The following is a 19,158-nucleotide window of genomic DNA, read 5'->3' on the forward strand; positions in this document are numbered from 1 at the left end:
ACAAAGAGCTGCAACAGCCCCTCAGGGTTAGCTGTTGCAGCTCTTTGTCTTCTTATAAAACAGCTTATTTCGGCTCTCCAGAGGCTTCATACCCTTGCAAAATTGCTAAAAAAGTATCGCCGTATTTGTCTAGTTTGTTCTCACCGATCCCCTTGATCTGTAACATCTTCAAACGAGAATCGGGACGTTGTTCTGCCAAGTCTCGCAGTGTTTGATCAGAAAAGACGACATAGGGCGGCAGATTTTGTGCAGCAGCCAATTCATAGCGTTTCTGGCGCAACAATTCAAAAAGGCCATCATCCATTACAAGCTGTTTGACTTTTTGCTGCTTCCGATAAACTTGCTCTTGGCCTTTGAGCACCGACACACCCAAGTCCGTCAACTTCAAGGTAGGATATTCCCCTTCTCCAGCTGTCAAGTAGCCACTGGCGGTGACATAGTCTACCAAAGCCGTCAAATCTTTTTGAGTCCATCCTTTCAGCAAACCATATGTTGACAATTCATCAAAGTGCCATTGGGTTACCTTCTGATTTTTAGAGCCCGCCAATACTTGAACGACCAGGCCCTTGCCAAAGCGTTCCCCCATCCGCTTGACACAGGATAAGATCATCTGGGTTTCTTTGGTGATATCCACCAATTCTCGATCATCTAAGCAGTTGCCACAGCGGCCGCAGTCAGGGCCATCTTCACCAAAATAGTGTAGAATATAGCGCTGCAGGCACAGTTGCGTATGGGCATATTGATTCATCTCTCGCAATTTCATGTACTCGTGATTCTTGTAATCTTGATTGGCTTCTGATTGCTGAATGAAAAACTGTTGGATCTGGATGTCATTTGGTGAATAAAACAAGATGGCTTCACTAGGCAAGCCGTCACGACCTGCCCGACCAGCCTCTTGATAATAAGATTCCAGGTTTCCCGGGATCTGCATATGAACGACAAAGCGAACGTTGCTCTTATCAATACCCATGCCAAATGCGTTGGTAGCCACCATCACATTGACGCGGTCATAGATAAAATTCTCCTGATTGAATGTCCGTTCTGCTTCGGACATCCCACCGTGATAATGCCCCACTTTGATGCCTGCCTTTTCCAAGCGATTGTACTGCTTTTCGACTTCTTTTCGCGTGGAGCAATAAATGATACCTGCTTGATCGTGGTTTGTACGCAGATATTCCATCAAGTAACTCTCCGGACGATCCTTCACGACAGAAAAGGCCAGATTCTTCCGCTCAAAACTGGTTTTCACCAAATGGTCGCTGGGAATACGGAGCAGTTTTTGAATATCCGTTGCTACTTGCGGTGTTGCGGTAGCGGTCAATGCTACGACAGCCGTTTTTTCTCGCAAACTGTTAAGAAAATCCGGCAATGCCAAATAGCTGGGGCGAAAATCGTGTCCCCATTGAGAGATACAATGTGCCTCATCCACAGCTACCAGACTGATTTTGATATCATCCAGCAACTGGCGGAAATCTCCAGCTGTCAATCGTTCTGGCGCAACATATAACAGCTTAACTTCACCACTGCGCACTTTTCTCATCCGTTCAAAACTTTCACTGCGGGACAAGGAACTATTGATAAATGTCGCTGGGATCCCCAGTTCTTGTAAGGCATCCACTTGGTCTTTCATCAATGCAATCAGCGGGGAAATCACTAGAGTTACTCCAGATAGCATCAACGCCGGCAACTGATAACAGACTGATTTGCCGCCACCTGTGGGCATGATTCCCAGTGTGCTTTCCCCATCCAAGACTTGCCGGATGATCTGTTCTTGCCCCGGTCTGAAACGGTCATAACCGTAGACTTTTTGTAAAAGTTCGAGTGCCTGATCCACTGTGATCCCTCCAAATACACTGCATAACGTAACAATAAAAACTCTTTTATGGCAGAATAAATCTGCCTTCCACTAAAAACGCTTAGTATCAAAATTGGTTTTTGAACCATCCTTGGCCACTCCCAAGCTTCAGGTCCAATTCTTCTATCGGTCAAATGACTTTTGCTCTGAGAAACATTATCTCAAGGGTGCCCCTCTAGATTTTCAAACTCTAAAACAGTCACTCTAAAAAAAACAGAGCGGTCAAAGAAACAGCGGGTCAAAATCGCCCCGCTGCCTCCAGTATCGTCAATTGAAAAAGCAATTCTTTGTCCATTTTGCCGGTTTTCACTAAATAGTCGTTTTCAATTAGCCTATCATAAACCTGCATCAACCGTTTTGCTGAAAATTTACGTACTTGCTGCATCGCAAGCTTGATTCGATAGGGATGAATACCAAGGATTTTTGCGATATTTGACTGTTGGTTTCCTTGTTTCATGAGGATTTGTGTCTGTAACAATAAACGCAACTGACTGATTAGAACCGCATTCAATTTGATCGTCTCTTCGCCTTGCAGCAACAAATCCTGATACAATCGCAAGGCAGCCTCCGTACGTCCTGCCAGCAAGTGATCTGTCAGATCAAAAAGATTGTGATCCAGTGACTTAGGGATCAGTGCCAACAACTCTTCTGTAGTGATAGTGTTATTGCCCCCGGCGTACAAAACCAGCTTTTCCAATTCTCGCATTCCTTTGGACAAATCCAGATCCGTCAATTGAATAAATAAATCGAGTGTTTTTCTATCCATTTGTAGTCCGCTATTTTCCACGGAACGCTTTAAATACACAATGGCATCTTTTTCTTGCAAAGGCTGGACGTCGATAACCACAGCCGCTTTTTTCAAGGCCTTTGTAATTTTTTTTCGTTCATCCAATTTTTCATAGGGCGCCATGATTACCATTACTGCCGTATCTGCCGGTTGTGCGAGGTAAGTAAGAAAATCTTCAAAATCATGTTCTGGAACGCCGGATTTGCGCTCGGCCGTCAAAAAGAAAGGATTCTCAATAAAAATCAAGCGCTTGTCCTCAGATGAAAACAAGGGCAGCGTGTCGGCTTCGGCAACTGCCAAGTTCAGATAGTCCTGCTCCATATCGAAACTCACTAAATCCAGATCGTCTTTTTGCAGATCCAATCGCTTCAAAAAGGCTCTTCTCACCTTGTCTTGAAGGTAGGCTTCTGTTCCTAACACTAGATAGATTGGTGCTAGTGGTTGTGATTTGATCTTTTGCAATGCACTTTGAGTATCCAGTATTTCCGCTTCCTCTCTGCCTTTTTTCGGCAAGAATCCCTTTTGCTATCCTATCATTTCGCTAGTATTTGTGCAATGCCACAGCTAGCTTCACTCCTCTATCACAAGAACTTTTGCCGCTGCTGCTTCTTCGCCAATCGAATAGGAATAATAAATCATTCCTTGCAAGTCCGTTCGCAAAATATGGCAATTATTTGCTGTCAACGTATCTAACACTTCTTGATGGGGATGTCCGAAACGATTCTCAAAACCGGCAGAAATAATGACATCTTCAGGCTGAATCTGACTCAAAAAGTTCGCATCTGAAGAGGTCCGACTGCCGTGATGCCCGACTTTCAATACGTCAACTTTCAGTTGTGAAAACCGCTTGAGCAATTTCCCTTCGCCTTCCTTACCTAAATCACCGGTAAATAAGAATCGTTGCTGACCAACTCTAGCTGTCAGTACCACCGAGTCTTCATTTTCCCCTTTGCCCGAATCCACCGGTGCCAACACCTGCATTGAAAAAGTATCATTTAATAAGTCATCGGCCGTCACTTGGGTGATTTTCGTTTTGGAGGGAATTGTCGTTAGTAACTGTGACAGATTTGGATGAGTGAACGCCCCTTTTCCGATGATTAGCTCATCGATTTGAAAATGCCGAAATAAAACCGCCGCATCCCCCATATGATCGCTGTCCCCATGAGTCAAGACCAGTTGATGAATCCGCGTTACACCTTCCCCTTTCAAAAAGGGAATCAGAGAGTACTCTGCAGCTGCTTTAGTCGCACCTTGTGCCCACTCTTCTTTAGCAAAGCCCAAGCGGCCACCAGTATCAATCACAGTAACTTGCTGATTAAAACGATCCTTCACCACGATACTGTCTCCTTGACCGACATCAACAAATGCCACTATTTTATTGAGGGGGAAGCGACCAAAAATCAACGGAAGTAAAAAACAGACTACTGCCAGCTGCCATAACCCGGCATTTTTTTGTTGAATGAGCAAAAGACCCACTAAGAGGCAAAAGACAACTAGCATAACTGTCGGCTTGCCTGTGATTACCGAAACAAAACCACTTCCTTGTAACAAGTAATTGATCATTAGTAATGCATTTTCAAGCAACTCGGAAAATAAAACAGGCAGCGTCAGGCCGATTACCGAGGTGAGCGTCAAAAAAAGAAAGCACGGTAACAAGAGATGGCTGAAAAGTGGCAAGCAGCAGACTGTCAATAAGCCACCTATCAAAGACCATTCATAAAACAAGTACATTAATAACGGTGCCGGCAATAAAGTTAGCTGTAATCCCTGAAGAAGCTGTTCTTTCAGAGTGACCGCTCGTGGCAACAACGTGAGCAACCAGGCCATATACAAAGACAGTTGCCCCCCTGTAGTCAAAAGAAAACGCGGCCAGACAAGTTGTAAGATTAATAAGACAATTGCAAACCGGTCCATGGCTGATAGTCGAATGCTAACCAACTTCAACGTCCGGGTAACAAAATATAACAAGACAGCACGGGAAACACTACTGCTAGCTCCAAACAAGAGCCAGCCGGCAGCTAAGCATAGACACATCGGCAAATAAGCTTCACCTTTTGTCAGTCCGATGCGGCGAAACAGTTTGTCCAGCAATCCAAAGAAAAACAGTAAGTGCATTCCGGATATACTGAAGAGATGCAGGATACCGGCTTTTTTGAAACCTTCTGCTGCTAATTGAAATTCAGGGTCTTTAAAACCGAAAAGAAGGGCTTTAATATAAGAGCTGGTAATAGGATAAAAGTGCTCTTCCACATGGTTGATCATATACCCACGAATGCGGCGAACCAGGGCAAAGAAACGATCTTTCAAATTACTGTGACTCACTGGTTTAAAGTTTTCAATGGCTGCTATTGTCACAGCCCCACGATAGCCGTTATTTTTCAGATACTCCTGATAAGAAAAGCCGTGTAGATTTCGCTTCAGCGTCCCTTTCGTCCACGTTCCAGTAACCGTTATTGCCAGTGTCTGTTCTCGAAAGTCTTGCCATTGTTGTTGCTGCTCCTGCTTTTCCAAATACAAAGAGACACGTAGCTTGTGCTTATCGGCAGTCATTGCATCAAAGCTGACCCGATCTCCATTGATTTGAATCGTATCACCTAAAAGCGTGAGGTTTAAAGACACTTTTTGTCCTTCAATCTGCTTCTTTAAAGAACTTGCCTCGATGTCGTCATAAGAACCCAAACGAAGTACGCACAAAAAACCACAGAAGCAACCGATAACAACTAACCAGCGCTTTCTGTGGCAAAGAACCACACTAAAATAACCGAAAACCAACCAAAAAAACAGGGCACCTGTCACAACAGCCAAGACTAGCGACATTGCCAAAAGACTCGGGAAAATCAATTGGTTGCGCCAGCCCCTCCAATAGTTGTTACTCCTCAGAAGCATCCGCCAATGCACGAGCTGAGAGCTTCTCAAAGTACTTAGGGTCCAACGTCACCTGATGCACCGAGGCGCCTACTCGTTGGATCAGATCCATGGCATACTCGTCGTTGCGGTAGTCATGCAGGTAATGGATCTTTTTCACGCCAGCTTGTAACAAAGCTTTCGTACAATTCAAGCAGGGAAAATGGGTCACATAGATTTCTGATTGATCAGCTGAGATTCCCAGCTTCGCACATTGCAAAAGAGCGTTCACTTCTGCGTGGAGCGTGCGGATGCAATGCCCGTCTACCACATAACACCCCTCGTCAATGCAATGGACATCTCCAGAAACTGCGCCATTGTACCCGCCAGCAATAATTCGCTTGTCTTTGACCAAAGTAGCCCCCACCTCTAAGCGGGTACACGTACTGCGTAACGATAGTAAAACTGCCTGTGCCATGAAATATTGGTCCCAGGGGATGCGGGCATCTTTTCCCCCTGAAGAAATACGCAAATCACTGGTATCATCATATTTTTGCTGTTTTTCGCTCATGTCAAACTCTCCTTATCTTCCAAAGTGGACACAAATTAGACACACGATTACATATTCAAGAAAAACATGTGCACGTTTTCTACTACAAAGTTGATCTATTCACAAAAAATCAGCAGCTTTCAAAAAAACGATAGAGCTGCGGGCATTTTCTCATATCTATTTTGATACTAGATCTTGTTGAAATGAAAGCTTGCTTTGGTCTATCTACCTAAATAAGCCACGGATAAGTAATATTTTTGCTGCTAACTATCCTAAATTTACCATATTCCCATACGTTTGGGTATCCACTTTTATAACACGGCTCATCATCAGCCGCTACAATAAAAGTTATTGCAGCCTGCTTGCAAAACCTGCTTTATAAGCAAAAACCTTCCCCATCTTACATCAAACAAAAATCAGCAACATTTTTTCATCAGAATGACCTTTATCTGCTGGTACGAAGCATTCTTTTTTCAAAGATCGTTGTCAGCTAGAAGAAAATACTTGTGCCTAGTGCTTCTAACTGGTAAGGATTTAATCAACCTCTTCAAAAACTTCTTTTTCCTCGGTTCATAGTTAAAAACTTTTAGAAAACACTTGGTTTAAGAAACCCCGCCTACAGATAGCTTCCTACGATAAAAATCAAACCTGCAATTTTTTATCGTTTCCCGAGGTAGTTAGCTGTAGACCTCCAAGATAGGCCCATTGCTAGCCATGTTTCCGCATCGCTGGCACATGATCTCAAAAATGTTTTCCTTTAAAATAATTACGTCTTTTTCTCCGCTTTTTTCGGAATTATGTAAATGATAACAAACAGTACTTGCAACTACGGCTCCCAACTTAATTCAAGGTATGCCACGCTATTTTCCTGCGTAACTATAAAAAGGTCCCCACCGTTAGCTACTTCTCTATATTAAAAGGGGGCCGCTGTTTGTCTAAACAACGCCCCCGGGGAATAATTGATTTTGGAGATTAGTTATTGAATCCTTTGGAAAATACTGGGAAACTCCGATACGCACCGTAATCGATTTTGCCTACTTTTAACAGAGTTTCCATATCGGTAGCCGAAATATCAAAGTCAACCGCTGCGTTGTTTTTCATATGCTCGCTATTCTCTGTCTTAGGCAATGGCAACAACCCCAGTTGCAACAAGAAACGAATCGCCAACTGCGGGATTGACACTTGATATTTAGTTGCTATTTTGATGATAGTCTGATCTTTCAACATTTCCCCATGAGCAATCGGTGAATAGGCCTCTATCAAAATTCCTTTCTCTGTTGTGTAGCGAATCAATTCAGTGGGAATTTCACCAATATGAGCCAGTACCTGATTGACCATTGGTTTGACAGTGCCGTGACTAATGATGTTTTGCAGGTCTTCTTTTTCAAAATTCGATACACCAATTGCCCGCAACTTGCCAGCTTGATAAGCTTCTTCCAACGCTTTCCACGCTGATAAATTTCCCGCAAAATAGTGCTCGTCTCCTTGAAATTCAGCCCATGGCTTCGGGCTGTGGATGATCATCATATCAATATAGTCGATATTCATTTTTTCAAGAGAACCTTCAATGGCTGCTACTGCTTCCCCGTAGTCTTTGATTTCTGCCGCTAATTTTGTAGTCACAAAGAGTGCTTCTCGAGGAACACCGGAATTACGGATCCCCGCCCCTACACCTGCTTCATTTCCGTAAGCTTGGGCTGTATCAATGTGTCGGTAACCGACAGCAATGGCTTGTTTTACTCGTTTTGCAGCAGCTTTTTCTTCAATCATCCAGGTGCCATAACCAATTTTGGGAATCTGGACACCATTTGCCAATTCGTAAGTATCACTTAACATGCAATTACCTCTTTTCTTTATTTCAGCACTTCTTTTAATCATTTAATCACATACAATTGAAAGTTCCTTACTTATGACTTTCTATCAACCTGTCTTGTAGTAAGTTTACTCGTCTATTTTCAGGCTTCTTTGCTAACAATCACCCCTTGCTTTAGGATTGGATCTAAGCTTCAGGGAACGATTACCCAGGATTTCAGAAAACTTTTTTGACACAGCCTGATTCCCAGCAGACATCCAAGTAGGATTCCTTCAAATAAAAACAGCCTGTTGTTCGTGATTGCCGGCAATACAGCCTGAAGTGCACCAATAACAATGGGCGAAAGTGCCGCCCCCAGATTAAACGTAATGAGTAAAATGGCCGTTCGCTTCTCTTGATTGAACTTAACCTGATTCACACTATTAAACACATAAGGTACAAAGAGTCTGAAAAAGAATCCCGTCATCCCACCGCAAAGATATACCAGCCAAAGGGTGTTGGAAAATGCCAAAAGAATCAGCATGGCAGCCATTCCGGCGATTGAAAGTGAAACGATTCTTTGACCAAGCCAAGTAAATAGCTTACCAAAGAAAAATCCTGCCACCATAGCACCAGCACCAATTAGTGCAAGAAAGTTGCTAGCTTGCGTTCCGGCACCCAGATTAGCTGTCTGTAAGAACGAACCGATTTTAAAACTCAAAGACATATAGATGGTCACTAAAATCAGCAAGAGTCCCACAAGCTGAGTAAAGTTCGTTTCACTCGATCTTGGGGTTTTACCTTTTTCAGGTACAAGCTTGTGAGTCGCCAACACCGGCGGCATAATTTCCGGTACAAATAGGAGAAAAAGAACAAAGATTGGCAAAGCCATTCCATAAACAAGCAAAGAAGTCCGCCACCCAAAAATCATCAACTGGCCCACAGTAAGGGTAGCCAACATCCCGCCAATTCCTTCAAAGGCACTTTGAAAACCAATAACTGTCGCTAATTCTCTCCCTCGATAAAGTTGACTGGCAAAACTATAAAGCAAGGGGTTGATCAACCCAATACCCACACCAAAGAAAATCCTTGAAAGCAGCAGCAGCTGAAAACTTCGCAGGAAAACAGGCAGAATTCCCATCAACAAAACCAATCCGATACCAACTAGAAGGCTCGTCTTATAACCAATTTTCCCTGCAAGCTTGGGACTGAGCAATACCGTGAGAATCACAAAAAGTGATGGAATGGTGACTAGCATTTCAATGAATACCAGACTGACTTCTGGATACGTTTGACTAATCTCAGGAATATTTCCGGCTATCGCTCCACCGGATACGATTAATAACGAAGCACTCAACAGACTGATCTTTGTCAGCAACGGATGCCTCTTTTTAGCCATCTTCATCTCATTTCTCAAAAATTTCTTTTGCCATACTAAAGGCAGACCAGGCTTTTGGCCAACCCGCGTAAAAGGCGAGATGGGTGATTAATTCCACAATCTCTTCCTTTGTGACCCCATTTTCTTTGGCAATGGTTAGATGACTTTTCAATTGCGGTGCCCCCATTGCCAATAATGCGGAACAAGTAATCAATGAACGGTCGTGTGCCGACAGCTGACTTTCTCTTGACCAGACTTCCCCAAACAGGACATCATCATTCAATTCAGCAAATTTGGGGGCAAACGCTCCCAGATGTTCTCTACCGGCTGTTTGTTTTTTCATTTGGATTCACCCCTCTGTAATTTTTTCCAACTCATGGTAATAATCGTCAGTAACGGGCTCCAACCACTCTGCCGACCCTGCCGTAATAGCGAGATGTTCAAACCAGCTGTCTGCAGTGGCACCATGCCAATGTTTAACACCATCATGGGTGATCACAACATCTCCTGCTGTTAAAAAGCGGGGGCTGTGTCCGTCTTCTTGGTACCAACCTTCGCCACCGGTCACTAACAATAATTGAAAGCCATCGTGATGAATGTGCCAATTATTTCGACAAGCAGGTTCAAAAGTAACATTTGCCACACCGACATTGATTTTGGGATCTGAGACCAACGATTTTAAATAGCTTTGACCGATAAAATATTGTGCAAAGGCCTCGTTTTTATCACCACTGGGGAAAATAACCCCATTCTTGATTTCTTCATTTTTTAACATTGTTGTCCCTCCAATTTTTTTAAGTAACTGATCAGTTCTCCATGGCTGCCAACCAATTTTTGACAGCCGGTAATGCCTTTTGCACCCGGGAACCGGTGACCGGCAATTCCAAAGCGATTTCACTTTGGGGACACAGGCGTTTCAATTCGCAGATACTTCGTCCAAAGCCGCTTCCTTCGTGGGTACAGAAGGGATGGATGGTTTTCCCGTCTAAGTTTTGTTCACTAACGAAGGTCTTGATTACTTGAGGAAAACTTCCCCACCAATTAGGGTAGCCCAATAAAATTCTCTGATAATCGTTCAAATCCAGGTCAAGAGGCTGATAAGGTATTTGCAAATTGAGTTCAAACTCATTTTTAGCCAGCAGCTTAGTCCCCTGGTAGTCAGTTGGGTATGGGTTTAAGGGTTCTATTTTGCAAAAGTGCCACTGAGTTTGGGTTTGAATGATTTTTGCCAGCGTTTCCGTATTTCCTTGCGTCAAATGCTGTATTTCACCATCCAAATAATTTTCACCCGCTCTCGAAAAACAGAGGATACAAGTTTGCATTGCTTCACCTCCTAAAAAAAGCTGTAAAATGATTTCTACAATCATCTTACAGCCTGCTGGGTTATTATTCTAATGCCTATTTTATTCGGGGCTATGCTTTAAAAGCATATTTAAAACGGCGAATCACTTCTTCTACAACCGGTGTATGCATGCGTTTTTTCCAGACTAAGACACAGTTTGTTTTTACTTCTGGCATCAATGGCACAAATTTCGTACCCTCGCTCTTTCTATTTGAAATCGCTCCTTCAATAGCAAACGCAGAACCTACCCGATTTTCGACTAAAGCAAAGACATTAAAAATTAAATTATACGCACCAATCACATTGAAATCCTCCACCGGAATTTTGGCCCAGGCAGATAGCAATTCCCGGACTTCTTTTCTTTTAGAAAGAAGTAATGGCATGCCGAGAATATCAGCTGGCGTGATACAATCCTGTTGTGCCGCAAAACTGCTGGATGACACGAGAAAGCCCCACTTTTCTTCTCGAGGCAATCGCAGCGACTCCACAGCATTCAAGGTTACTGGTTCCAAAAGAACCGCCAAATCCAGAATTCCTTTTTCCAGCTTATCGGAAATTTCATCAGAAGTTCCAGTCACAAGGTCAAAACTGACTTGAGGGTGATCAGCTAAAACTTCCTCAAGCATCATCGCTACTGTGTCAGAGTTGTCTGCTTCTACACAACCGATAGAAAAGCTGCCTGACAGCTCTTTATTTTGCCGATCCAGAAAGTCTTTTTCCAATTTAGCATTCAGTTGCAAAATCTCTTCGGCACGTTCTTTTAAAAAAAGACCATCCTCCGTTAGTTGCAGCTCTCTTGGACCTCGTTCAAAGAGGGGCGTCCCTATCGTTTCTTCCAGATCTTTGATTTGACGGCTTAAAGTTGGCTGCGTAACATTTAACACTTGTGCCGCCCGTGAGAAGTTTTTTTCTTCAGCAACCACCCAAAAATATCGCAGTAATCTGATTTCCATAAGAACCACCACCTTTTTTTATAGTATAGCAAATAGACTACTCATCCGGTGTTTTTTTACAACGCCCCCACGATTCGATGCGGTACGTAAGGTTCTTCCAAATAGGTTATGTCTTCTTCCTTGAGTTTCAAATTCACTGCCGGCAAAGCATCCGTCAGGTGTGTTATTTTCGTTGCACCGATGATAGGTGTGGCAACCGCCTTTTTTTGCATTAACCAGGCCAAAGCAACTTGAGCTCGCAGCACACCGTATTTATCAGCAACTTCAGCCACTCGATCCACAATAATGTGATCTTGCGCTTCTGTGCTGTCGTATTTTTGCCGTGCAGTTTTATCAGTCAAAAAGCGTTTTGTCGTCGCTTCCCAGTCCCTTGTTAAACGTCCACCTGCCAGCGGACTATACGGGGTTACCGCAATCTTTTGATCCTCACACAAAGGCAGCATCTCCCGCTCTTCTTCCCGATACAATAAGTTCAAGTGGTTTTGCATGGAAACAAATTTCGTCCAGCCGTTTTTTTCCGCCACATGCTGGGCCTTGGCAAATTGCCAGGCATACATTGCAGAGGCACCGATATATCTGGCTTTACCAGACTTTACAATATCATGAAGCGCCGCCATGGTCTCTTCAATTGGCGTATCATAATCCCAACGATGAATAATATAAAGATCCACATAATCCATTTGCAAGCGTTTTAAACTTTCATCAATTTGATACATCAGTGCTTTGCGTGACAATCCGCGATTATTCGGTGCTTTTTTCAATCCCATAAAGGCCTTGGTAGCAATCACCATTTCATCACGCTGAGCGTATGCTTTGATGGCTTTCCCAAGAATTTCTTCACTGGAACCATAAGAATAAATATTGGCGGTATCAAAAAAATTGAACCCTCTCTCAATCGCCTCTTTTAAAACCGGCAACGCTTCTGTTTCTGGTAAAGTCCATTCATGAAAGTTTGATTTTGGATCGCCAAAGCCCATTGCACCGATACACAATGGCGAGACATCCAGTCCGGTGTTGCCAAATTTGATATAGTCCATCTTAATTCCTCCGGTTCTTTCTTACTTCAATCAACTCAACAAACCTATCAACGGTCTTAGGATCCGCAAAGTCGAAAAACATACTTTCTTTCTTATCCAGCGTTTTAATACTTTCCATATCCGCTGACGAGAGATGAAAATCAAATACATCAAAATTTTCTGCCATTCGCGTTTTGTGGACAGATTTTGCCAAAACGACAATTTGTCGTTGAATCAACCAGCGCAAGATGACTTGAGCTGAAGATTTTCTGTATTTATGACCAATCTCAGTCAATATTGGGTCTTCAAAGATTCCCATTTTTCCTTCACCAAAGGGTGCCCAGGCCTCTGCTTGGATATTTCGCTCGACCAGATTTTCTTGTTCAGCAACTTGCTGATGAAAAGGATTGATTTCAATCTGATTGACCTGAGGAGTCACTCGATTGAAAGCCGCAAGATCTGCCACACGGTTCGGATTAAAATTGCTGACACCGATTGCTCGAATTTTTCCTTCTTCATACAGCTCTTCCAACGCCCGGTATGCTCCATAATAGTCACTTAAAGCTTGATGCAATAAGACTAAGTCGATGTATTCAACCTGCAGCTTTTCCATGGATGTCAAAACAGATGCCCGCGTTTTTTCATAGCCATAATTGTCTATCCAAACCTTTGTCGTGATAAACAGCTCTGATCGCGGAACAGCTGTTTCAGCAATTGCCTCTCCGACAGCTGCCTCGTTAAAGTAGCTTTGGGCGGTATCGATCAATCGATAGCCAACTGTGATTGCCTCCAAAACCGCTTGTTTTGTTTCCGCTTCGGGAATCTGGTAAACACCAAATCCCAAAACCGGCATTTTGATGCCATTATTCAAAATTACAAATTCCACTTGCTATCCCTTCTTTCTTTTAATGAACGACTGGATTGATGATGTCGACTAACTCGAAGGTCCCTTTTTCATAGTAAAATTTCAAAATACAGCAATTTTTTAACTTTTCCTTTTGATCCACCTGACTGGTATGGGCCCATTTTCGCATAAATTGGCGACAAGCACCGCCATGAGAAACCATCAAAACCGTTGAGCCCGCCACTGCTGCCATCAACTGGCTTATGCCATTATTGATACGTTCGCGAAATTCTTGTTCTCCCTCACCGCCACTGTATACAAAAAAATCTCCATAAGGTAACGGCGGATTCAGCTCTTCTGAGGCCCCCTCGTATTTGCCGAAATGCCATTCTTTCAGAGCTTTCACCCGTTGGTAAGCTTGACTGGTAATGATCTCCAGCGTGTCACTGGCACGTTCAGAAGTAGAAGAAAACGCCGCGTCAAACTGAATCCCCTGTTCACTAAAATAGGTCTTTGCCGCCATCGCCTGCTGAATACCAAGAGCAGTTAACGGCGAATCGCACCAACCTTGTATCAGTTTTTGCTGATTAAAAGCCGTCTGTCCATGTCGCATCAAATACAGTGTCTTCATTTGCTCTCCTCCACAGCTTTTTTATCCAATTTTATTTCATATGAACGCAAGTGCTCTTCATAGGTTTCAATTTTATGGTTCAAGTAATGCAAAGTTTCCGTTAGTTCCTTTACTTTTTCCTGCAATTTTTGTCGTTGTTCAATCAACAAGCTTTTTCTGGCTTCCGCAGTTTTTTCTCTGCCCATTTTGAAAAGTTGATTATACTCCACCAGTGCTTCAACTGAGACTCCGGCATTACGCATGGCTGTGGTAAAATATACCCAATTTAAATCATACTCTGAAAAATTCCGGTAACCATTTTGATCCCTTGTGATTGGTGGAATCACACCAACTCGCTCATAATACCGTAATGTGTCCGCTGAAACCTTGTACTTCTTACTCACAGATGTAATATTCATACGCTTCCCCTTCTTTCACGCTTAAGATACTCCTTGAAGGTAACTCCAACGCAAGTCAAAAAAACATTGCCGCATATCATTTTTCAATTCCCAGTTTATAAACACTTCGCCGTTTCGTCCAATACTTCTCTTAAAAAACAGCTATGCCTGAAAAGCATAGCTGCTTTTTAAAACACGGCTTCGGTTTTATTCCTGCAAATAGTTGCGCCAATCCTCGTGTCAACGTCCCCAGAAAGAACATTATCAGATGTAAAAAAAAAGGTGAACGAGACTGACTTAACTTGATGCAATCAAGATCAGTCAGCGCTTGAAATTTTTAACAATAAAAAAACCAAGTCCCTTCCGCTGTCTTTAAAGGAAGTGACTTGGCTTTTCATCGTTCCTCACGTATTAGCAGTGTTCGTTTTGGAGGCGATTGCCTAGCTGATGCTCACAGTTTTTTGCCTGCAATTCGTCTCATTCGCTTCATAAAATGACGATACGACGATTATTGCAGTCCCTATCCTCAGTCAAACCGTAATAGACGGGCGCAGCTTTTCGACAGTTTTTTCGCCAATGCCCGAAACTTCCTTCAAGTCTTCCACTGTTTTAAAGGGTCCATTTTCTTCCCGGTAGGAAATGATCGCCGCTGCTTTTTTCTGCCCAATCCCTGATAACGTGGTTAGCTCAGCAACATCTGCTGTATTGATATTGACCTGATCTTGGTGAGAGCTGTCTTGATCAGATTCAGGTGTCATACCCTGCCCGTTTTCCTGGAAGACTGCCGGAGACAAGTCTTGTTCTTTTGCTTCTGTCGTGGTGAGCACATAGATCATTTGTTGGTCTGTCAAAATTTGAGCCTGATTCAAAAGCTCAACCGCAGCTTCCTCTGTCAGGCCGCCAGCGAGTTTCAGCAAATCATGTACTCGTTCACCGATTGGCAGTCGGTACACACCAGGTTGCACAACCGCTCCTTTGATATCAACAAAAATAAACTGATCCTCACTACTATTTGCAGCTACTGAGGCGCTGGAAGCTTCTATGTCAGAAGTTTCCGAAATAGCCAACAGCTCCTCCTTTTTGTTTGCCGGCAGATTCTGCCGATCCGCAAAAAACAGCTTACCCAAGCCAAGTCCCACTGCTAGTAACAACAGAGCGCCAATCATCACCAGCTGTCTTTGATAGGCTTTCAATAAATCATACATACGCATCGGTTCACTCCCTTACAGTTTAGCAGTCCCTCTTTGAATCCTTAGTGTTGTTTACTCTTCATAAGAAGGTACGCAAAAAAAGCTGTCGGACTTAATTTGCCCCACAGCTTTTCTAATTTCTGGCTTTTTCTTTCTTTATTTCTCTAAAAGAGCAATAATTTCTTGCGGTGTATGACAGACGAAATCTGCAGCCACATGTTCCAATACATCCTCGTTATCAAAAAAACAAGAATGGATTCCAGCGCTATTGCCGGCTTCCACGTCCATGATACGGTCCCCAATCATAACACTGCTAGCGGGATCCATCTGATATTTGTTTACCAAATACAAAACCGCCTCAGGGTCAGGCTTGCGGGCAAATTTCATTTCAGGCCCGACAATCGCTTCGAAATACTCTGCCAAATCATCTTTTTCCAGCAAAGAACGGGTATCATCTGCCATCCGATGAGTCATAATGAATTGGCGCCCGCCACCTGCCTTAATAGCTGCTAGGGTTTCTTTTACACCAGGAAAGGGCTTTGGTACTCTCGTATCCAAGTCTTCAATGGCATGCTGCTCTTTGGCAAATTGCTCAAAATCAATCCCATAGGTTTCAGCAACCTTTTTTGAAGAGAACTCCTTGAGCATCTTATAAACAGTCTTTGAATCAGCTGCCACGCCATGATTTTCCAAAACCTTCATAATTGCCGCTAGAATTATCGGATAGGTATCATACAATGTCCCGTCAAAATCCCAAATAAAGTATTTCATTCCTGTAAATGTCACTCCTTTTATTGAATCCATCAGTTGTTGCTTTCTTTTACCAACGATAACCTAAAACAGAAATCGTCGCAACCTTTCTGAAAATAAATATATCTTTTTCAAACAATTATTTTCAAAAAAGATTGCAGCCTCAAATTCACTCCAAAAAAAGAAGACGACGAAATTCGCCGTCTCCTGAGAATGAAAAATACAATTAGTTTTTGAAGGAATGAATTGGTGCTGGAATCCGTCCACCACGTTGAATGAAGGCAGTGGATTTCGCTGGGTTGGTCCCCATCACTGGTGCTCTTCCCAACAAGCCACCGAACTCTACCATATCCCCAACTTTTGTTCCAGCTGCCGGAATGATACGAACCGCAGTCGTTTTGTGATTGATGACACCGATTGCGGCTTCGTCAGCGATCATTGCAGCAATTGTCTCAGCCGGAGTGTCTCCCGGGATCGCGATCATATCCAAGCCCACGGAGCAGATAGCCGTCATCGCTTCCAACTTCTCGAGATTCAACAGGCCTTTTTCAACCGCAGTAATCATTCCTTGATCTTCTGATACCGGAATAAAAGCACCTGATAATCCGCCCACATGATTGCAGGCCATCACACCGCCTTTTTTGACTGCATCATTCAACAATGCCAAAGCGGCCGTCGTGCCATGAGTTCCCACAGAACCCAGACCCATTTCTTCCAAAATATCCGCCACACTGTCACCCACAGCCGGTGTCGGTGCCAAAGACAAGTCCACTATTCCAAATGGTACTCCCAGACGTTGGGAAGCGATTTGTCCCACCATTTGACCCATCCGTGTGATTTTGAAAGCCGTCTTTTTAACGGTTTCTGCTACCACATCAAAGGATTCCCCTTTGACTTTTTCTAACGCTCGCAAAACAACTCCTGGCCCGGAAACACCCACGTTGATTTCACAGTCGGCTTCTCCTACACCGTGAAAGGCACCGGCCATAAAAGGATTGTCTTCGACTGCATTTGCAAAGACCACCAGTTTGGCACAACCCATGTCAGAAGCTTCCGCAGTCTTTTTGACCGTTTCGCCCATCAAGCGCACAGCATCCATGTTGATACCGGCTTTTGTGGAGCCAATATTGACAGAAGAACAGACAAAATCAGTTTCTGCTAAAGCTTGTGGGATCGATTCGATCAATGCCAAATCTGCCCCTTGATAGCCTTTTTCCACTAAAGCCGTATACCCGCCGATAAAATTGACACCCAATGTTTGTGCGCAACGATCCAATGTTTTGGCAAAGGCCACACAGTCCTGCCCGCCACTGGCAGCTGCCACTAGAGAAATTGGCGTTACTGAGATTCGTTTGTTAATGATGGGAATACCAAACTCCAGCTCAATCTCGTTTCCGACTTTGACCAAATCCCGAGCTTTAGTAGTGACCTTCTGATAGATATTGTCGCAGGTGGTTTTGACATCCGACGAGATACAGTCTAACAATGAGATTCCCATCGTGATTGTCCGTATGTCGAGATTTTCTTCTTCCACCATGCGGATCGTTTCTAAAATCTGATTCGTTTCCATTGCTTACCCCCATGAAAATATTGTAAAAGCTGATAGGCAATTCCTTGTGAATGCCACAGAATTCTTAACTGTGCTTACAATTTATGCATAGCGTTGAAGATTTCTTCGTTTTGGACTTTGATTGACACACCCAAAGTCTCGCCTACTTGATTCAGTTCACTTCTGATCTTTTCAAAATCGCTGTTTTTATCCATCGATAGCATCATCATCATCGTAAAGTAGTCATCCATGATCGTTTGTGAAACATCTAGGATATTAATTTCCAGTTCAGCTAATTTCTGACTGACTCCGGCAACGATCCCGACTTTATCTTTCCCGATTACTGTTAAAATGGCCCGCATGTTGAAGCTCCCCCTTTGATTTTTTCATAGTATAGCATAAAATTTATACTAAAAATGATTATTTGTTAACATTTATACGTTTTCACCTTTTTTTGTTCGTGTTTCTTCCTGCTAATCTCCTGCGAATATCAGCTAGCCGAATGATTGTTTACAAGATGGATTTAGAAATGATCTGCAGGTTGTCATCAAATTCATATAAAACCGGCGCCGCATTTGGAATTTCAATGGTATCCATCTGATCTTCCGGAACCTGTTCTAAATACTTCACTAATGCCCGCAAACTGTTGCCATGGCCACAAACCAATATGTTCTTTTGCTGCAATAGCTGCGGGGCAATCTCATCTTGCCATAAAGGCAGAACACGTTGAACCGTCATAGCCAAATTTTCAGCATGAGGAATTGTCTGTAGGTCCAGATAGGCATAACGTCGATCCAATTGGTTTTGTTCCAGTCGTGGCGGCATTTCATAATAGCCTCGGCGCCATTTTTTCACCTGTTCGGCACCAAATTCTTTTTCCATCTGCTTTTTATTCTTCCCCACTAAAGCGCCATAATGCCGTTCATTTAACCGCCAGCTCTTCGTCACTGGTATATAGAGCTGATCACAGACCTCCAGCACCGTCTGACAGGTGATCATTGCTCGTTGCAATACGGATGTGTAGGCACCATCAAAATTGATTCCCGCCGCCGCAATTTTGGCCCCTGCTGCTGCGGCCTGTTGGCGTCCTTTTTCAGTCAGTGGTACATCCAACCAACCCGTCCAATAATTTTCGTAATTTGCTTCGCTTTCTCCATGACGGATGATTATGATCTTCATTGCCAACAGCTCCTTTTACGGTGAGACAGACTTGCTGAGTTGAAATGTATGCTCTTTCAGTGCTTCTTCTAATCAGTTCCATCTGTTTTCAGTATTTATTATTGCAGTTTTTCGGCAGCTT

Annotated in this window: 19 protein-coding genes; all 19 read right to left on the reverse strand. The window is 43.3% G+C overall.

Annotation, left to right across the window (positions count from 1 at the left end; translation table 11 throughout):
* Positions 1-64 precede the first annotated feature (64 nt).
* The 19 genes from recQ to BAU14_RS13310 all read right to left on the reverse strand — a co-directional run bounded on the left by recQ (position 65) and on the right by BAU14_RS13310 (position 19,037).
* The gene (gene recQ / locus BAU14_RS13220) at positions 65-1,834 is read right to left on the reverse strand and encodes a DNA helicase RecQ (protein ID WP_161900580.1); all 1,770 of its coding nucleotides are present in this window, start codon (positions 1,832-1,834) and stop codon (positions 65-67) included.
* 259 nt (positions 1,835-2,093) lie between these two features.
* Positions 2,094-3,122: a DNA polymerase III subunit delta gene (gene holA / locus BAU14_RS13225; protein ID WP_161900742.1), complete on the reverse strand. Its 1,029-nt coding sequence runs from the start codon at positions 3,120-3,122 to the stop codon at positions 2,094-2,096.
* Between the two features lie 90 nt (positions 3,123-3,212).
* Entirely contained in the window at positions 3,213-5,540 is a 2,328-nt protein-coding gene (locus tag BAU14_RS13230; protein ID WP_161900581.1) for a DNA internalization-related competence protein ComEC/Rec2, read from the reverse strand.
* Positions 5,512-6,057: a ComE operon protein 2 gene (locus BAU14_RS13235; RefSeq protein WP_161900582.1), complete on the reverse strand. Its 546-nt coding sequence runs from the start codon at positions 6,055-6,057 to the stop codon at positions 5,512-5,514. Before BAU14_RS13235 ends, BAU14_RS13230 begins: the two co-directional genes overlap by 29 nt.
* Positions 6,058-7,008: 951 nt before the next feature.
* Complete coding sequence (locus tag BAU14_RS13240) at positions 7,009-7,872, reverse strand: aldo/keto reductase (protein ID WP_161900583.1); 864 nt, start codon at positions 7,870-7,872, stop codon at positions 7,009-7,011.
* A 170-nt stretch (positions 7,873-8,042) separates the two neighbouring features.
* Positions 8,043-9,227, reverse strand: a complete 1,185-nt coding sequence (locus BAU14_RS13245) for an MFS transporter (protein WP_161900584.1) — start codon at positions 9,225-9,227, stop codon at positions 8,043-8,045.
* Between the two features lie 7 nt (positions 9,228-9,234).
* The gene (locus tag BAU14_RS13250) at positions 9,235-9,549 is read right to left on the reverse strand and encodes a carboxymuconolactone decarboxylase family protein (RefSeq protein ID WP_161900585.1); all 315 of its coding nucleotides are present in this window, start codon (positions 9,547-9,549) and stop codon (positions 9,235-9,237) included.
* 6 nt (positions 9,550-9,555) lie between these two features.
* Positions 9,556-9,981: a cupin domain-containing protein gene (locus tag BAU14_RS13255; protein WP_161900586.1), complete on the reverse strand. Its 426-nt coding sequence runs from the start codon at positions 9,979-9,981 to the stop codon at positions 9,556-9,558.
* Positions 9,982-10,012: 31 nt separating this feature from the next.
* Entirely contained in the window at positions 10,013-10,573 is a 561-nt protein-coding gene (locus BAU14_RS13260; RefSeq protein ID WP_161900587.1) for a flavodoxin, read from the reverse strand.
* A gap of 46 nt (positions 10,574-10,619) precedes the next feature.
* Complete coding sequence (locus BAU14_RS13265) at positions 10,620-11,501, reverse strand: LysR family transcriptional regulator (RefSeq protein WP_161900588.1); 882 nt, start codon at positions 11,499-11,501, stop codon at positions 10,620-10,622.
* 56 nt (positions 11,502-11,557) lie between these two features.
* The gene (locus tag BAU14_RS13270; RefSeq protein ID WP_161900589.1) at positions 11,558-12,538 is read right to left on the reverse strand and encodes an aldo/keto reductase; all 981 of its coding nucleotides are present in this window, start codon (positions 12,536-12,538) and stop codon (positions 11,558-11,560) included.
* Between the two features lies 1 nt (position 12,539).
* Complete coding sequence (locus tag BAU14_RS13275; protein ID WP_161900590.1) at positions 12,540-13,403, reverse strand: aldo/keto reductase; 864 nt, start codon at positions 13,401-13,403, stop codon at positions 12,540-12,542.
* 19 nt (positions 13,404-13,422) lie between these two features.
* The gene (locus BAU14_RS13280; RefSeq protein ID WP_161900591.1) at positions 13,423-13,992 is read right to left on the reverse strand and encodes a histidine phosphatase family protein; all 570 of its coding nucleotides are present in this window, start codon (positions 13,990-13,992) and stop codon (positions 13,423-13,425) included.
* Positions 13,989-14,390: a MerR family transcriptional regulator gene (locus tag BAU14_RS13285; protein ID WP_161900592.1), complete on the reverse strand. Its 402-nt coding sequence runs from the start codon at positions 14,388-14,390 to the stop codon at positions 13,989-13,991. Before BAU14_RS13285 ends, BAU14_RS13280 begins: the two co-directional genes overlap by 4 nt.
* 509 nt (positions 14,391-14,899) lie before the next feature.
* On the reverse strand, positions 14,900-15,580 hold the full coding sequence (locus tag BAU14_RS13290; RefSeq protein WP_161900593.1) for a ComEA family DNA-binding protein: 681 nt from the start codon (positions 15,578-15,580) through the stop codon (positions 14,900-14,902).
* A gap of 135 nt (positions 15,581-15,715) precedes the next feature.
* Complete coding sequence (locus tag BAU14_RS13295; protein WP_237580473.1) at positions 15,716-16,363, reverse strand: HAD-IA family hydrolase; 648 nt, start codon at positions 16,361-16,363, stop codon at positions 15,716-15,718.
* 172 nt (positions 16,364-16,535) lie between these two features.
* Positions 16,536-17,879, reverse strand: coding sequence for a PFL family protein (locus BAU14_RS13300; protein ID WP_161900594.1), 1,344 nt, complete (start codon positions 17,877-17,879; stop codon positions 16,536-16,538).
* A 74-nt stretch (positions 17,880-17,953) separates the two neighbouring features.
* Positions 17,954-18,220 (reverse strand): ACT domain-containing protein, encoded by a 267-nt coding sequence (locus BAU14_RS13305; protein ID WP_161900595.1) that lies wholly within the window; start codon positions 18,218-18,220, stop codon positions 17,954-17,956.
* A gap of 148 nt (positions 18,221-18,368) precedes the next feature.
* Complete coding sequence (locus tag BAU14_RS13310; RefSeq protein WP_161900596.1) at positions 18,369-19,037, reverse strand: 2,3-bisphosphoglycerate-dependent phosphoglycerate mutase; 669 nt, start codon at positions 19,035-19,037, stop codon at positions 18,369-18,371.
* Positions 19,038-19,158: the final 121 nt, after the last annotated feature.

This window comes from Candidatus Enterococcus leclercqii (assembly GCF_009933135.1).
GTDB classification, from domain to species: Bacteria; Bacillota; Bacilli; order Lactobacillales; family Enterococcaceae; genus Enterococcus_C; species Enterococcus_C leclercqii.

Bases quoted from the DNA above. Each gene is read 5' to 3' on its own strand.
- BAU14_RS13235 (WP_161900582.1), bottom strand. From the start codon at position 6,057: ATGAGCGAAAAACAGCAAAAATATGATGATACCAGTGATTTGCGTATT.
- BAU14_RS13240 (WP_161900583.1), bottom strand. From the start codon at position 7,872: ATGTTAAGTGATACTTACGAATTGGCAAATGGTGTCCAGATTCCCAAA.
- BAU14_RS13245 (WP_161900584.1), bottom strand. From the start codon at position 9,227: ATGGCTAAAAAGAGGCATCCGTTGCTGACAAAGATCAGTCTGTTGAGT.
- BAU14_RS13250 (WP_161900585.1), bottom strand. From the start codon at position 9,549: ATGAAAAAACAAACAGCCGGTAGAGAACATCTGGGAGCGTTTGCCCCC.
- BAU14_RS13255 (WP_161900586.1), bottom strand. From the start codon at position 9,981: ATGTTAAAAAATGAAGAAATCAAGAATGGGGTTATTTTCCCCAGTGGT.
- BAU14_RS13260 (WP_161900587.1), bottom strand. From the start codon at position 10,573: ATGATTGTAGAAATCATTTTACAGCTTTTTTTAGGAGGTGAAGCAATG.
- BAU14_RS13265 (WP_161900588.1), bottom strand. From the start codon at position 11,501: ATGGAAATCAGATTACTGCGATATTTTTGGGTGGTTGCTGAAGAAAAA.
- BAU14_RS13270 (WP_161900589.1), bottom strand. From the start codon at position 12,538: ATGGACTATATCAAATTTGGCAACACCGGACTGGATGTCTCGCCATTG.
- BAU14_RS13280 (WP_161900591.1), bottom strand. From the start codon at position 13,992: ATGAAGACACTGTATTTGATGCGACATGGACAGACGGCTTTTAATCAG.
- BAU14_RS13285 (WP_161900592.1), bottom strand. From the start codon at position 14,390: ATGAATATTACATCTGTGAGTAAGAAGTACAAGGTTTCAGCGGACACA.
- BAU14_RS13290 (WP_161900593.1), bottom strand. From the start codon at position 15,580: ATGCGTATGTATGATTTATTGAAAGCCTATCAAAGACAGCTGGTGATG.
- BAU14_RS13295 (WP_237580473.1), bottom strand. From the start codon at position 16,363: ATGGATTCAATAAAAGGAGTGACATTTACAGGAATGAAATACTTTATT.
- BAU14_RS13300 (WP_161900594.1), bottom strand. From the start codon at position 17,879: ATGGAAACGAATCAGATTTTAGAAACGATCCGCATGGTGGAAGAAGAA.
- BAU14_RS13305 (WP_161900595.1), bottom strand. From the start codon at position 18,220: ATGCGGGCCATTTTAACAGTAATCGGGAAAGATAAAGTCGGGATCGTT.
- BAU14_RS13310 (WP_161900596.1), bottom strand. From the start codon at position 19,037: ATGAAGATCATAATCATCCGTCATGGAGAAAGCGAAGCAAATTACGAA.